Below are 15,528 nucleotides of genomic sequence, written 5' to 3'. Positions count from 1 at the left end.
CATGTTTCCAAAATTGAAACTGCTCTCGAGTTCGGTGTCACCCTCCACTTCCATGAAATAAGAGCGCCCTCTTTGCGCCGCCGCTCTCCTAGCAGCAATCTGCGAAACCACTCGCGGATGTTGCGAACCGAGCTTCACAGGCGCGGTCCTCCGAGCTTCGCGTCGAGCCAGGAGGGCGCGACGAGCGCTTTGCGGAGATCGTGCCGATCGGTGGTCTCTGCCCCGATGTGGCGCACCAGAAGGTCGCCATTGCCGTCGATGGCACGAGAGGTCTGCCGCTCGCGTCCCAGGCGGCTCAAGAAATCGCGCGCGATGCCGTCGAAGCCGTCGACCTGCCAGCTATCGAGAACCCGCATCAGATGCTGGGCAAAGCTTTGCGTCACCTGAACCGCGCCTGTCTCGCCGAAGCCTTCCTGGTCGAGCGCGGAAGCGAGCGGATGCACGCCTGGTTCCCTATCGACGGCCGCCACCGTCCGGATCATGGCGCCGAACACCAGCCAGCGCGGCGGTTCATTCTCCCTCGCGGACGAAGGCCAGCCGAGCCGCCCGCCACCGACAAGCCCGCCGTCGACCCGGATCGCGTCCGGCCATTCGATCGTGATTTCCTTGTTTGGCGGTGCGTGGGCGCGCAACGCATCGGTCAGCGCCACCATCGCAGCATAGAAAGCGCGACGTGCGCTACGCAACGGCTCGCTGGGTTCTAGCACCACGGCGAACTCGGCAAGGTCAAATCGCCCGACATGGGTGAGCGTACCGGCGCCGCTCTCCTCGGCGATATCGATGGCATGCGCGAAGGCGTCGCGGCTCTCGCGCAGCCTCACCAGCGTGAACGGCGGAGGCAGATCGATCGGTTCTGAAACGAACGCGCTCGTACGGATGGCTTCAGCCTCCTTTCTTCTTTAGACAGAATAGCTTATACGAACGGGATGGGCGGCGCGAGTCTCTCGGCTTGAGAGGATGGTCAGCTCGCATGGTGCAGGCACCGAAAACGATCCTGATGTGCTCGTGTGAAGACACGATGCGCCTCGATGTATCCGCCGCAAAGTGCGCATGCCGCAAGGGCGAGATTGCGACGTTCCGTCAGTTGTGTCGCGCCGAGCTTGATCGATTTCGCGATGCGGCGAAATCTGATGCACCCCTTATCGTCGGCTGCACCCAGGAAGCTCCGCTGTTCACTGAAGAAGCCGGAGAGCGCCGCCAGAGCATCGATTTCGTCAACCTCCGTGAGACCGCCGGCTGGTCCGCTGAAGGAGCGCGCGCCGGGCCCAAAATGGCAGCGTTGCTTGCGGCTACATCCGAGCCCTCGCCTCCCTATCCTTCCGTGACCTTGTCGAGCGAGGGCGTGGTCCTGATCTACGGCCGCGACGAAACCGCCATCGAAGCCGGCGCCTTGCTCGCCGATCACCTCGACGTGACGGTCATGATCACGACGCCGGCGCAGATCGCGCCGCCGGCGACGACATCGTTCCCCATCGTCAAAGGAACCATCCGCAACGCCAAAGGCCATCTGGGGGCCTTTGAGCTCATGATCGATGACTTTGCGGCGCCGCGCCCCTCCTCGCGGGATGCTTTCGTGTTCGAGGCTGCACGCAACGGCCTGACATCGCGCTGCGACCTCGTCCTCGACCTCTCCGGCGGCTCGCCGCTGTTCCCCGCGCATCATCTGCGCGAGGGATATCTGCGCGCCGACCCGAAAGACCCGGCGGCGATGCTGCGTGCCGTGCTGAAGGCGCGCGATTTCGTCGGTAGCTTCGACAAGCCGCAATATGTCAACTTCACCGCCGACCTCTGCGCCCATTCGCGCTCGAAGCTGACTGGTTGCCGTCGCTGCCTCGATCTTTGCCCGACCGGAGCCATCACGCCGGATGGCGATCACGTGAAGATCGATGCGGAGGTCTGCGCCGGATGCGGCCAGTGCGCCGCAGCCTGCCCGACCGGCGCAGCCTCATACGCCCTGCCGCCGGCGGACGCGCTGCTGCACAAATTGCGCGCGATGCTGCTGACATACCGCGAGGCGGGCGGCCCCAATGCGGTCATATTGTTTCACGATGGCCAGCACGGCAGGGCGCTGATCGATGCGCTCGCCCGCTATGGCGATGGTCTTCCGGCGGATGTCCTGCCGTTTGCCGTCAACGAGGTGACGCAGGTTGGCCTCGAGGCCGTCGTGGCGGCTTTCGCATACGGCGCGGCGGGAATCCGTTTTCTGCTCAGGGCAAAGCCGCTGCACGACATCGCCGGCCTCTGCCAAACCATCACAATGGCCGATGCTATTCTCGCCGGACTTGGATTTTCGGAGCGGGCGGTTTCAACGATCCAGACAGACGATCCTGACGCGCTCGGCGAGGCGCTGCGCGGGATGGAGCCCGGACCGATTGTGGAGCATCCCGCCACCTTCAAAACCATTGGCAAGCGGCGCGACCTGCTTCGCCTCGCCCTTCATGAGTTGCATCGCGTGGCACCCGTGCCGACCGACGTCATTGCCCTTCCCGAAGGTGCACCACTCGGCACGGTCACCGTCGATGTGGCCGGATGCACGCTGTGCCTGTCCTGTGTATCTGCCTGCCCCACCGGCGCCCTTCGCGACGATCCCGAACGTCCAGTCCTCAAATTTGTCGAAGACGCCTGCGTGCAATGCGGATTGTGCCAGAGTACATGCCCGGAGAAGGTGATTACGCTGAAGCCGCAGATCGATTTTCGCGCCGCCAGAGCCGCGGCCGAGATCATCAAGGAGGAGGAACCCGCTCGCTGCATCCGCTGCGGCCAGCCGTTCGGTGTGAAGAGCACGATTGAGAAGATCGCGGCGAAGCTGGAAGGCCGCCACTGGATGTATCCCGCCGGCGATAGCCGGCTGGACGCGATCAGAATGTGCGCAGACTGCCGCGTCATCAGCATGAGCGAGCAGCAATTCGATCCGTTCGCCGGCGCTGGCGAACGCGCGCCGGTCCGAACCACCGACGATTATCTCCGCGAGCGCGAGTCCAAGCATTAGACGGCACACCCGCCAAAGGGCTGCGCGGACGCATGCGTCCGCCTCGCGCGTAGGCTCACAAATCTAAAACCCAGGCCATTGCTCGACCGGGAGGTCTGTCAAATTCGGATGCTGCTTGAGCAATTGAGTGACGTCCAGGTTCGGACGGTCCTTGAGAGCCTCCGTGACGCAATGGTTTACGTATCTGCGACGCGCGAGCCATTTGACCTTCCTGCCCTTGGCCTCCGCCTTGCACGCGATGACCGCCTGCTTTGCGGCAGTCTTGTCAGCCTTGGACGGAGCCGCAGCCGCGGCCGACATGAATGCAGCGACGCTAAGCAGCGTCGCGGTAACGCCCGCAAATAGAGCTGTGGCGAGACGAGACATGATGCCCTCCCCGTGATTATCGTCTGCGATGAACTTACGGCAAAAACAGGCATTCGGGCAGGGTTACAGACGTGGCGAATGCCATGCACGGCCTGCTGCAGCGCGCTCATTTGGCGGTCGCACGCCCCAAGAAATCCGTGAGCGCCTTACGGTCCTCAGCCGATCCAATGCGCTGCTCCGGCATCTTGGTACCAGGCGTGTAGGCACTCGGACCGATTTCGAAGAGCCTAGACACGGTTTCCGGCGTCCAGATGATGTTCATGTGCTTGAGTGCCTCGGAGAAGCGATATCCGGGCAGCGACGCAATCCTGCGGCCATACAATCCGGCGAGCGTGGGCCCGGCGCGCTGCGCCTCCTTCTCCGACAGTGTATGACAGGCAACGCAGGCCCTGAACACCTCGGCACCATGATCTCCGGCATAGGCGGCCAGCGGATCGTGCGCCGTGCCTTGCAGCGACGAGCCGATGGGATTACCGGTACGCGCGTTCCAATGCCGGATCCTGCCGTCGGCGCAGCCGGTCAGCAAGCTTGCATTGTCGAGCAGGAATGCCAGCGACCACACCGGCGAACCCGGACCCAGCAGCGTTCGCTCGACGCGGCGCGTCTTTCGATCGATCACCGCCACGGCGCCGCCAATTTCGGCTGCCGCTATCAGCGTACCGTCCGGAGAGATCGCCAGCGCAACGATCGGCGTCGAACCAGCCTGCGCTTCCCCGATCTCCCTCCCCTCCTTGGTCAGAAACCGCAGCCTGCCGTCGGCTCCGCCCGTTGCGATTTCGCCGTCGGGTGCGATGGCGACTGCGTTGAGAGGTGACGGGAGCGTAACGACGTCCGGCGGCCCTCCCGTGAGTGGCCAGATCCTTAGTGCGAGATCGTAACCGACACTGACCAGTGATCGTCCATCCGGCGCGAACGCAACGCCGTTGACGTTCTGGCTGTGCCCCTCAAGCACCTGCTGCGCGCTGCCGTCAAGCGACCAGAGTCGAACCGTGTGATCCCAGGACGCCGATGCGAGCTTCGCACCATCGGGCGAGACCGCAAGCGAGACGATCGGCGCGCGATGCCCCTCGAAAATTTGATCCGGCTGCTGCCGACCCGCGGTCCAGATGGCTATCCGCGCATCCGCTCCTGCGGTCGCCATTCGCCCGTCCTTAAGGAGGGCAACCGCATTCACCGCGTCCGAGTGGAAACGAAGGACTTGCTCTGCGGATTCCGTTCTGAGCGACCACCGGATGGCTGCGGTATCGAAGCTCCCGGACAGGGCGCTTTGGCCATCGCTCGAAACGGCGATCGCCCGCACCGGCCCGCCGTGCCCCGTCAGTTGCGCTTGCACCTGCCTTGGACTAAGCGCCAACAGAGCCACGACGATGAAGAGACTTACGGTCCAATTCATTAGCGGCCCCGACGAGCTATGGCCCGATCACCACTCTCGGCTCAACGTCCGCGATGCTGACCCGCGCGTCCAAGACCGCGCAAGTCAGAACGGTCCGGACCAGCCGCAGCATACCAGCAGCAGTTTGACGCCCGTGGTGCTCGGCCGGACGTTTGCGCCTCCCTCCTGCGCCGCAACGACAGCGGTCGTCATTCCGTTCCATGGTGCATTGCAGGGCGGAGAGCCCTCCTGGCGCTAAACGTCGCGCAAGCCGCGGTGGGCGTTGAATCACAACAGGCCAATTCCTATCGTCAATTCGACACGTCAAGGACGACGTCATGCAAATACGACCCAAAACGTATCTGCAGCTCACCTATTGGTGGCGGTCGTTCCGTGATTTGATGCCGCGACGTGCTCGCGACGCGCCTGTCGGGACATCACCGCCCCTCATCTATGCCGCTATCGTGCTGGCGTTACTTTTGGCCATTTTGGAGACAGATGTTCATCGAGGCGAATTGGCATCGCTTGGTCTTCTCAGCAATGAGCACCCGATCGATAGCAGCTTTCTGAGCCCGTAAGGTTTCGAGCTTCGACCAAGCTTGGTCCCAATAGCTCGCTTGTAGGGGCCTCCTTCGCGATGAACCCGGTTTCGCTACGGGCCTTAGGTTTAGCGCGTCGCCTCCCTCGGATATACCAAGGAGCGATCCTCAAAGGTCTCGACCGGCAGCTTGTCGGCGCGGCCGCTTTGCATGTCCTGCAATGTGGACATACCGGCGGTCGCCGTGAATCCATGGTTCGACAGCGGGTGCGATCGCATTATTCCGGTCGCGGCTGAGAGAAGAGCAACGGCTGCGATTGCAGACACAACTAAACCCTTCATGTGAGATCTCCGTCCGGCAGCACTGGAAGAAATTGCAGCGCTATCATCTAGCGCAAACTGCGCTCCGGAGAAGTGAGCCGCCTCACAGGCTTGAGCAGTGTTGTGGGGCTCACTTGCATGGAACTTGCACGAGCCTGCCGACGCGGCCTCGCATCAGCAGCGACGGTACGCCACCGTACATAAGAGGCGGCGGACATATTCGTGCGCCCGAGACCAACGGACATGCCAACGCACATGAATGGCGCATCGATCGCAGCGGAGCATTGCGTGTTGCTGGAGCCGCAGTGATGTTGCATGATCACGTCATGCGAGAGGTGGCCCATCGCACCGTAAGCGCGTTGATCTTTTTTGCGGCGGCCATTCTGACCGCGTTCGGATTGGCAGACATCGCGGACAACGAGCTTGGCCTGTCACTGCAGATCATTCGAAAGAGCGCGCTCTTTGCCGCCGTATTTGGTGCTCGGCTTTTTGCTGCTCATGTACTCGGATCGTTTTGGCAGGCTAAAATAGGACTCTGATCGGGGACTCGGGCTTCGCGGTGCCGATACGACCTACCGCAGCACCGCCAGCGAGCGACGCATCTTCGCGCCTTCTTCGTACGATGACGTACTTGGAAGGTGAATCCGTCATGTTTGCTGACAGGCTTAAGTCGAAATGCAGATGCATACGTTTGGCGGCATAATGCAGCAATAAAAAAGGTCCAGTGGACGAGACAAATCCCTCATCTGGATTCGCCTTCTCCGACTGGAGGCAAAGGGAGGAGGGATTGAATATGAGAACGCGCAAACTCGCGCGCGTCACGCGACGTCGTTTCTTAAAGCAAACGGGTTTCACCCTCATTGCCGCCGGCACGGCACCGCTCATTTCCGCGCCATTCGTGTCGCGCGCACTCGCCGATGCGAAGACGCTTTCGATCGTCCAATGGAGCCATTTTGTCCCCGCCTACGACAAGTGGTTCGACAAGTTCGCAAGGGACTGGGGTGAGAAGAACCAGATCGGCGTCACGGTCGACCACATCCCCGTCCAGGACGTTGCGGCCCGCGCGGCCGCGGAAGCCTCGGCCCAGGCAGGACACGACCTGTTCGGCTGGAACGGCGCTGGTGGTGCGCATCTCTACCGAAAGTTCCTGGTCGACGTCACGAGCCTCGTCGAGTCGGTTGAGCAGAAGTACGGCAAGATCACCGTGATCGGCAGGCAGATCGGCTACAACCAGGATGACCATAGCTGGTCAGCGTTTCCAGACTATTACATCAACTTCCCTGTCATGTACCGAAAGAGCCTGTGGGACGGCATCGGAATGCAGCCGGATAGCTGGGACAATATTCGGATCGGCGGCGCCAAGCTGAAGGCCAAAGGCAACCCGGTCGGCATCTCGCTGGGCCATTCCAACGACCCGAACACGACCTGGCGCGGGCTCTTGTGGAGCTATGGTGGCGCGGTTCAGGACGAAGCCGGCAAGCACGTCGTGCTGAACAGCAAGGAGAGCGTTGAAGCCGTGAAGTTCGTCGCCGCCCTCTACAAGGAGGCGATGACACCGGACGTGTTGTCTTGGAGCGATGCCAGCAACAATCAGTACATCGATTCCGGCGTTAGCTCGCTGATCATCAACCCGATCTCGGCCTATCGCACCGCCCAGCAGCTCAACAAGAAAGTGGCCGACGACATCTTTGTCATGAAGCCGCCGAAAGGGCCCGTGCGCCAGATCATGGGGGCCGCCGCCGAGTTCTACGGCATCTGGAAATTCGCCAAGAACCAGGATGCGGCGAAGGATTTCCTCAAATACTACGCCGACAATTGGGTCGAGGCCTTCAAGGCGAGTTCCGGCTACAACATGCCGATCTTCGCCAATATAGTGCCCAAGCCTATGCCGCTGCTGTCGGACGACCCGACCTCGACGCCGCACGACAAGCTCGCCGTCTTACAGACCTCCGACGAGTGGTCGGCGGCGCCTGGCTATCCCGGGCCATCCTGGCCCGCTACGGATGAAGTCTACAATGACTTCATCATCTGCGACATGATGGCGAAGGGCGCGACTGGCGTGAGCGCCGAAGACTCGGTCAAATGGGCCACCCAGCAGTGCGAAGCCATTTTCAAAAAGTGGCAACACAGGGCTTAAAAGCGCGACGGCCATCGCCTCGACAGTACCCTCCTCCGTCCAGGCAAGCCGCCGCTATCGGCTCAAGGAGCCAGACTGGGGAAGAACTCGAAGGCGCGCCGCCGAACAACGGCGGCGCCGATTGTCAACTCCAATGTCCGGATATCCAATGGCTGCCGTCCTGGCCACGAATATCGTCAAACAGTTTGATGAAGTTCTCGCCGTCAACGGCATCACGCTCGCCGTACCCGACGGCGAGTTCATAGTGCTGCTCGGACCCTCCGGCTGCGGGAAGACGACGCTTCTTCGCATCATCTGCGGGCTTGAACGGCAGACCGCCGGCGATCTGATCATCGGCGGCAGTATCGTTAATGACATCCCGCCGCGTGCCCGCGGCGTTGCGATGATGTTCCAGAGCTATGGGCTGTATCCGCACTATACGGTACGCAACAACATCGCATTCCCGCTGCGAACGCAGCGCGCTTCCCGCGCCGAGATCGACAGGAAGGTCAAATGGGCGGCGCAGCTGCTCGGACTTTCGCATCTGCTCGACCGACGGCCACGCCAACTCTCGGGCGGCGAACGACAACGTGTTGCGTTGGCGCGCGCGCTGGTGCGCGAGCCGACCGCACTCCTGCTCGACGAGCCGCTCTCTAATCTGGACGCGAAGCTGCGCGCTTCGGCTCGACAGGAGATCAAGCAGTTCCAGCAGCGGGTGGGCGTCACTACGATCTACGTCACCCACGATCAGGTTGAGGCCATGGGCATGGGCGACCGCATTGCGGTGATCGAGCATGGCAAGGTGCGTCAGGTCGGAACGCCAGCGGAGATCTATAACGAGCCCGCCGACCGCTTCGTCGCGACTTTTGTCGGCTCTCCGCCGATGAACCTGCTGGCGCGCAATGACGCCTATCTTGGCTTTCGGCCGGAGAACTTCCTGCCCAGGGAAATGGTCGACGACGGCAACGGCGGAGTCACCGAATTCTCGTTCCGCGTCGATCGTTGCGAATATCTCGGCTCCGAGCGGATCGCCTATGGCGTGATCGAAGGCTTTGAATCGCCGCAGCTCATCACGGCGAAATTGCCGCCGGCGCATGTTGCGGAGGAAAGCATCCGCCCCGGCGAATGGCATCGTTTCGCGGTGCGCAACAGCGCGCTGCGCTACTTCGATCACGATGGCAAGCGCGTGAACCGCTCGTAAAGCGAGTTGTCGCCGATGGTTACGATCGCCGAACCAGTCCGCAAGCAACCCGTCTCGCGCTTCCGCTTCATCCTGGATCGCCGCGACGTGCTCGGCGCGCTCTTCGTCGCGCCGGCCATTCTCTACGTCTTTCTGCTGGTCGGGGTGCCATTCCTGCTGGCCGTGTATTACTCCATTAGCGCCTACACCATCTACGATCCTTCCTGGCGCTTCGTCGGCCTTTCAAATTTCGAACAGGTCATCCAGAACCCGGTGTTCCTGGACACGCTGGGCAACACCTTCCTCTTCACCTTCGGATCGCAGCTGCTCGGGCTCATCCTGGGCAAGTTCGGCGCGCTGCTCTTGTTGCGCCCGTTCCCCGGGCGCAAGATCGTCAGAGCCCTTATCATCCTGCCATGGGCTGTACCGATCGCGCTCGCCAGCGTCGCCTGGGAGTGGATGTTCGACTCGCTCTACAGCGTCATCAACTGGACGCTGATCGCGCTCGGCGTCATCGACCGCTCCAACGCTCCGAACTGGCTCGGCAACCCGCATCTGGCGATGCTGTGTGTGATCGTGGTCAATGCGTGGCGTTTCTTCCCGTTCGCGATCGTCGTCTTTCTCGCCGGCATTACCTCGGTGCCGCAGGACATCATCGACGCCGCCACGGTCGACGGTGCGGGATTCTGGCGGCGCAATTACCAGATCATCCTGCCGATGATCCTGCCGATCGTTGCGATCGGCCTGATCTTCGGGATCGTGTTCACTTTCACCGATCTATCTGTCGTGTATCTCCTGACCAATGGCGGTCCGGTCAACGCCACCTCAGTGCTCGGTTTCGAAGGCTTCCAGGTCGGCATCGTCTCCGGTGACGTGTCGCATGGCGCCGCCATCTCGCTGTTCATGTTGCCGGTGCTATTCCTGGTGGTCATAGGCATGCTGCGCTTCATCCGGCGGCGGGAGATCTGAAGATGCGACGAGTCATCGCCAAGGTCGGCAAGGAGGTCGCATTCTATCTCGCGATCGCATTCTTCGTCGGCCTGACGACCTTTCCGTTCTATTGGATGCTGATCACCTCCCTGAAAAGCAATCCCGACCTCTATAACGTCACCAACGTTCCGTTCTGGTTCAATGAGCCGCCCACACTTGAGCATTTCCGCTACCTGTTCGAGCAAACCCTGTTTGGACGCTGGCTTGTGAATTCGCTCATCATCGGCGTCTGCGTGGTCGTGATCACGCTGATCGCCGCGCTGCCTGCCGGCTACAGCCTGGCGCGGATGACCGGCCGCAGCGGCGAGGCAATGGGAATCGGCATCTTCCTGACCTATCTCGTGCCGCCGACCCTGCTGTTCCTGCCGCTGTCGCGGATTATCGCCAATCTGGGTTTGCAGAATTCGATGTGGTCGCTCGTGCTGGTCTATCCGACCTTTACGATCCCGTTCTGCACCTGGCTGTTGATGGGGTTCTTCAAGGCGATGCCGGTGGAAATCGAGGAGGCGGCGATCGTCGACGGATGCAGCGTGTTCGGCGCTTTCATCAAGATGGTGCTTCCGCTGTCACTGCCGGCCATCCTGACGGCGGTGATCTTTACCTTCACCCTGACCTTGCAGGAGTTCGTCTACGCGCTGACTTTCATTTCCTCCTCGGCCCAGAAGCCGATCACTCTTGGAGTCGCCACTGATCTCGTGCGCGGCGACATCTTTTTCTGGGGCGAGATCATGGCCGGCGCCTTGATCGCCAGCATTCCGGTAGCGATCGCCTACAACTTGTTCCTCGATCGCTTTATCTCTGGCATTACGGGCGGCGCCGTCAAATAGCTTACGAAACCTTCGCTCTGGGCCGAGGGACCATTCCCTCTGATTAGCGCGTTCATCATCTCGCATGCGCGTCAAAAATCAGAACTAGGCTCCGTCCGCTCGTTCCGCTAACCGTGCCCTTGAGGCACGCGCGCTCAAGTCGTCGCTCCTACATTCCGCCACGGCAGTACGGTCCCGTACGTTTGTCATCGGCGGCGTGGGCGCGCCCTTCGCAGGGCTGGCCGGGCAGGTGTTGGAACAGCCGCCGTGCGGTGTTGGTTGATCTTGAGGGCGGAGCCAGGAGCCAAGTGTGGTTCAGTCGCCTCATGACTGCCGCAACTTCTGAATTTGTGAAACGGGCCGCGATTGCTGTCGCGCTCGCATCGCTCGCGTTTCTGGCATGGTATCTGCGAGATTTTCTTCTGGTCCTGGTCGGCTCGGTGCTGGTTGCAACGCTCCTTGAGCTGGTGAGCGAGCCGTTTGTGCGCTGGTGTCGCCTGCCGCGTTGGGTTGCCCTGCTCATCGCTGGACTCCTTGTGCTCGTTGCGATCGGCGGATCTGCCTTCCTGTTCGGCACGCAGATGAGCTCCGAGCTTGAGGACGTCCTCAGCCGGGCCAATTCGGCAACGACATCAATCACGAAGACGCTGCAAAATTCCCAGTTCGGCCGGCTGGTGTTGTCGCACATCAGCGGGGAAATGCCATCGCTGAGCAGCCTGCTCGGTGACGTACTCAAAATCAGTCTCCACCTCGTCGAGGCGGTCATCTTCATCGTTTTTGCGGGCATTTATCTTGCAGCGCAACCCGACCTCTACCGCAGCGGTGCGGCCTACCTGTTCCCGGGGAAATCGCGTCTGATCGCCGCCGACACCATAGACGATATCGGCCGGGCGCTCCGACTGTGGCTCCTCGGTCAGCTCATCCAGATGCTGCTGATCGGCCTGCTTTCCACGTTTGCCGTCTGGCTCATCGGGCTCCCCTCGCCACTCGCCCTCGGTGCAATCGCCGGGATCGCCGAGTTCGTTCCCTATCTCGGGCCAATCCTTGCCGCCATCCCGGCCCTTCTCGTCGCGGTGACCCAGGGACTGTACCCGGTCCTTTGGACATTGGTGGCCTACATCGCCATACACCAAGTCGAAGGAAATCTGATCGCGCCGATCATCCAGCGCCACATGGTTCTTGTCCCTCCCGCGACGCTCTTGCTCAGCATCGTGGCAATCAGCCTTCTGTTCGGGAACGCGGCGATTGTGTTCGCCGCGCCAATGACCGTGATCAGTTTCGTTGCGGTCAAGAAGCTCTATGTGCGCGACAGCCTTGGACAATCGACATCGCTCCCGGGTGAAGCCGATGCGGAACGTCTTTGAAGCAGATCGATTGAGACGCCGGTGAAGCCTGAGGAACCAATGGGATGGAACTTGCGTTATCGATCGGCTGGCTGGCCTTCGTGTCGTGGCTGATCCTGCGCGCCTATACGCAGCGCGATCTGTTTCCAGTTGTGAGGCCGGAAGAAGCGGCACGCGACACACCCCCGCGCATCACTGTAGTCGTTCCCGCTCGAAACGAAAGTGCCAATCTCGCGCGCTGCGTCAACTCGCTTGTTAACCAGACCTATCCTTCGGATCGGCTCAAGATCATCGTCGTCGACGATCATTCCACCGACGACACTTTCGAGATTGCGGCCTCGATCGCCCGACACCGACCGCAGCTAATGGTCATTAAGAGTTCTCCGTTGCCGCCGCAATGGGTCGGCAAGTGCCATGCCTGCTGGATTGGAGCGAGGACCGCGTCATCGGACGACGAGTGGATATGCTTCCTTGATGCCGATGTCATCGCCGAGCCTGGTCTTCTGAGTGCCGCGTTGGCGGTGGCGCAGGCGCAGCGACTAGACCTGTTGTCGCTGACGCCGCGGCAGCGGCTGGAGAGCTTCGCCGAGCGTCTCATCATTCCCTGCGGACTGTACCTGATGGCCTTCTGCCAGGATCTGGCGACGGTTCAGGCAGATCACAGCGACAAGGTCATCGCCAGCGGGCAATTCATGCTGGTCCGCAGGAGCGCCTATGAGTCGGTCGGTGGTCACGCCGCCGTGCATGACGCAATCTGCGAGGACGTCAAACTGGCACTGCGGATCAAGCGGGCTGGCGGGCAGGTCATGTTGCAGGACGGAAAAGCCCTTCTCTCGGCCCGAATGTATACGGGCTGGAGCAGCCTGTGGAACGGCATCTCCAAGAACCTTGTCGAGATGCTTGGCGGACCGACTGCAACGCTGATCACGTCCGCACTGGTGCTCGCGTTGTCAGTCGCGACAGTGGCGGTCCCCACGATCGACAGCATTTCATGCGCGCACGGGAGGGAGGCGGCCTGTATCGCCTTGGTCCCCGCTTCGCTTGGGACTGCCGCAGCGTTCGGCCTGCACATTGCTGGCGCAGTCTATTTTGGGGTCCCATTCTGGTACGGCTTACTGTTTCCACTCGGCTATGCGATCGGGGCATGTCTCGCGCTGGACAGCCTTCGGCGGCGCTGGCGTGGGAGGATCGTCTGGAAGGGACGGACTTATCCGTGAGCGACCAACCCGACTCGGGCGGACAAGAACGCGACCACGAGCATGTGGCAAGGATCTCGACCCCAACAATCCTGTTCGTTGTGGCCGCGACGGTGCTTGCGGTCTACGAGCTGCAGCTCGTTCTAATGCCCTTCGTCCTTGCAGGCGTCGTGAGCTATATCTGCACGCCCGCCATCGACAAGATTAGCCAAAAGGCCCGTCTTCCGCGTCTCCTTGTCTCCATTCTGGGCTTCCTCTTGATTCTGGCGCTGCTTGCGGCAATTGCGTTTCTTGGAGTGCCGCCGCTGGTCGAAGAGATCAAACGCATCTCGACCGACTTCGAAGGCACGGTGAACGGTCTCGCGCAGGGCGCCATTGGCGCAGGGAAAATCAACCTGCTCGGGCAGGAAATGGACGCCCAGAGCCTTGCGAAGGCGTTAGCAGGAGCCATTCGCGAGTCGTTCGGCAACATGCGCGTGCTGACATTGCTCGGGGGATCGGCAGTCGTTTCGGGGTTCGGATTTCTTCTGACGCTGCTCCTTCTCTTCTTCTTCATGGTTAGCGGCCACAGCATAGTTCGCGGGCTGCTATGGCTGATCCCTCCAGGAGAGCGCCCGCTCATACGAGATCATATCTTGTCCAATTTGGATCCGGTTCTCAGGCGATATTTCATAGGCGTCCTCGGAGTCGTGGCATTTGCTGGCGCGTTCGCCTATGTCGGCCTTGGCGTGGTGCTTGGGATCCCGCACGCGCTCTTTCTCGCTCTGGTGACGGGGATCTTGGAGGCGATTCCGATTGTCGGGCCGATTGCTGCGGCGACCATGGCGGGACTGGTCGCTCTCCAGCACAACTCAGGATTGGCCGCCATTCTCGGATACGCGATCTATATTGCGGCGCTGCGGCTATCGATCGATCAGCTCTTCGGACCGATCGTGCTGGGCGCAGCCGGGCGCGTTCATCCCGTTCTCATCATCTTCTGCTTTTTGGCCGGAGGGAGCCTGTTCGGCGTGATCGGCGTCATTCTCGCTGTTCCGGTCGCGCTGATCGTGAGGGCGACCCTTGCGGTGCTCTATGACGAGCCAGCGGATGGCGCGATCGACGGCAAGCGATGAGCGCCGGTGTCGGCTCGCACCGGCGCGGCTTCATATGGCCCTCTACCGAAAGACTGAACGATCGGCCCCGACTGTCGGTGCGCTGGAGGACGCGCCCAAATAGCCATGCTTGGCGAACCAGCCGACCGCATCGCGAAGAGCACTTGCGTACGGCCGCGCCCTGTAGCCGAGCTCGCGTTCGGCCTTTGCCGACGTGAAGAACATCTTGTGCCTGGAGAGCAGAACGCCCGCCCAGGTGGCAAGCGGCTCCCGCCTCGTCAAATAGGCCCGCGCCTCACCGGCGGCTGCCGCCGGAAGCGCGAAATACCAGGGAATCCGAACAGGAGGAGCCGATCGCCCGACAAGCCCGGCGATCTCGACCAGCATCCGGGAGAACAGGACGTCTTGCCCACCGAGAATGTAGCGCTCGCCGATCCTGCCCCGCCGCATCGCCGCAAGATGCCCGAATCCGACATCATCGACATGGACGAGATTCAGTCCCGTATCGACGTAGGCTGGCATCCGACTCGAGGCCGCCGCGACGATAATTCTCCCCGTCGGAGTCGGCCGGATGTCGCGCGGGCCGATTGGCGTCGACGGATTGACGATGACCGCAGGAAGCCCCCTCTCCTGCGCCATGTTCAGAACCAATTGCTCTGCCGCAAGCTTGCTGCGCTTATAGGCGCCAATCGCCTGCCGCGGAGACAGGATCTCCGTCTCATCGGCAGGCACGCCGTCGTGCCGACAGCTCAACGTCGCCACGCTGCTGGTATAAACGATCCGCTCGATCCCGGCGCGCAAGGCCTCCTCCATGAGATTGCGCGTCCCGATCACATTCGTTGAAAAGATCGCCGTGCTGTCCCAGGATGACAATCTGTAATCGGCCGCGACGTGAAACAGGTAGCGGCAACCGTCGCATGCGGCCCTGAGCGACTTGGTGTCCCTTAGGTCACCCTCGACGAATTGCAGGCCTGCCGCGGCCAGGTCAGTTCGCTCACTGCGGCGGCGGACCAGTGCGCGTATCGAGAATCCCGCGAGAACCAATTGACGCAACACGGCGGATCCGACGAAGCCGCTGGCACCGGTTATCAGCACGTCGGGCGATCTTGCCATGCAAGCACCTCGGAAGACTGTTCTCGGCGCGGCAGGCCCCATTTTTTCATTGCTGGGGCCGCAAGCAGCACAGCGGATGTCGTGAGAAGGCCGCGCGTTTCAATGAC

At 61.6% G+C, this 15,528-nt stretch carries 13 protein-coding genes; 9 read left to right on the top strand and 4 right to left on the bottom strand.

Annotated elements, in window-relative coordinates; genetic code table 11:
• Positions 1–134: 134 nt before the first annotated feature.
• Entirely contained in the window at positions 135–821 is a 687-nt protein-coding gene (locus tag F758_RS0115120) for a biotin/lipoate--protein ligase family protein (RefSeq protein WP_024508635.1), read from the bottom strand.
• Positions 822–1,018: 197 nt separating this feature from the next.
• Between F758_RS0115120 and F758_RS0115115 the strand changes: the two genes are divergently transcribed.
• On the top strand, positions 1,019–2,989 hold the full coding sequence (locus tag F758_RS0115115; RefSeq protein ID WP_024508634.1) for a 4Fe-4S binding protein: 1,971 nt from the start codon (positions 1,019–1,021) through the stop codon (positions 2,987–2,989).
• 63 nt (positions 2,990–3,052) lie between these two features.
• Here F758_RS0115115 and F758_RS0115110 read toward each other — a convergent pair whose 3' ends face one another.
• Together F758_RS0115110 and F758_RS0115105 are read right to left on the bottom strand one after the other, a co-directional pair.
• Positions 3,053–3,355, bottom strand: a complete 303-nt coding sequence (locus F758_RS0115110; RefSeq protein ID WP_024508633.1) for a hypothetical protein — start codon at positions 3,353–3,355, stop codon at positions 3,053–3,055.
• A gap of 106 nt (positions 3,356–3,461) precedes the next feature.
• A complete protein-coding gene (locus F758_RS0115105) occupies positions 3,462–4,748 on the bottom strand; it encodes a c-type cytochrome (RefSeq protein WP_024508632.1) in 1,287 nt (428 codons plus the stop codon).
• A 1,146-nt stretch (positions 4,749–5,894) separates the two neighbouring features.
• On the opposite strand from F758_RS0115105, the gene F758_RS0115095 reads away from it, so the two are divergent.
• The 8 genes from F758_RS0115095 to F758_RS0115060 all read left to right on the top strand — a co-directional run bounded on the left by F758_RS0115095 (position 5,895) and on the right by F758_RS0115060 (position 14,329).
• A complete protein-coding gene (locus tag F758_RS0115095) occupies positions 5,895–6,125 on the top strand; it encodes a hypothetical protein (RefSeq protein WP_024508630.1) in 231 nt (76 codons plus the stop codon).
• A gap of 254 nt (positions 6,126–6,379) precedes the next feature.
• Complete coding sequence (locus F758_RS0115090) at positions 6,380–7,723, top strand: extracellular solute-binding protein (protein WP_024508629.1); 1,344 nt, start codon at positions 6,380–6,382, stop codon at positions 7,721–7,723.
• 148 nt (positions 7,724–7,871) lie between these two features.
• A complete protein-coding gene (locus tag F758_RS0115085; RefSeq protein WP_024508628.1) occupies positions 7,872–8,903 on the top strand; it encodes an ABC transporter ATP-binding protein in 1,032 nt (343 codons plus the stop codon).
• A gap of 15 nt (positions 8,904–8,918) precedes the next feature.
• Positions 8,919–9,851 (top strand): carbohydrate ABC transporter permease, encoded by a 933-nt coding sequence (locus F758_RS0115080; RefSeq protein WP_035722137.1) that lies wholly within the window; start codon positions 8,919–8,921, stop codon positions 9,849–9,851.
• A 2-nt stretch (positions 9,852–9,853) separates the two neighbouring features.
• Positions 9,854–10,699, top strand: coding sequence for a carbohydrate ABC transporter permease (locus F758_RS0115075; RefSeq protein WP_024508626.1), 846 nt, complete (start codon positions 9,854–9,856; stop codon positions 10,697–10,699).
• Between the two features lie 305 nt (positions 10,700–11,004).
• Positions 11,005–12,042: an AI-2E family transporter gene (locus F758_RS0115070; protein WP_024508625.1), complete on the top strand. Its 1,038-nt coding sequence runs from the start codon at positions 11,005–11,007 to the stop codon at positions 12,040–12,042.
• A 44-nt stretch (positions 12,043–12,086) separates the two neighbouring features.
• Entirely contained in the window at positions 12,087–13,238 is a 1,152-nt protein-coding gene (locus tag F758_RS0115065; RefSeq protein ID WP_024508624.1) for a glycosyltransferase family 2 protein, read from the top strand.
• Complete coding sequence (locus F758_RS0115060) at positions 13,235–14,329, top strand: AI-2E family transporter (protein ID WP_024508623.1); 1,095 nt, start codon at positions 13,235–13,237, stop codon at positions 14,327–14,329. Before F758_RS0115065 ends, F758_RS0115060 begins: the two co-directional genes overlap by 4 nt.
• Positions 14,330–14,371: 42 nt before the next feature.
• Here the strand turns inward: F758_RS0115060 and hpnA are convergent, their stop codons facing one another.
• Positions 14,372–15,421: a hopanoid-associated sugar epimerase gene (hpnA, locus tag F758_RS0115055; RefSeq protein ID WP_024508622.1), complete on the bottom strand. Its 1,050-nt coding sequence runs from the start codon at positions 15,419–15,421 to the stop codon at positions 14,372–14,374.
• Positions 15,422–15,528 lie beyond the last annotated feature (107 nt).

Origin of the sequence: Bradyrhizobium sp. ARR65, assembly GCF_000472385.1 — a bacterium.
Classification (GTDB): domain Bacteria; phylum Pseudomonadota; class Alphaproteobacteria; order Rhizobiales; family Xanthobacteraceae; genus Bradyrhizobium.
Note: the sequence above shows the minus strand (reverse complement) of the source record. Positions and strands in the feature narration are given on the sequence as shown.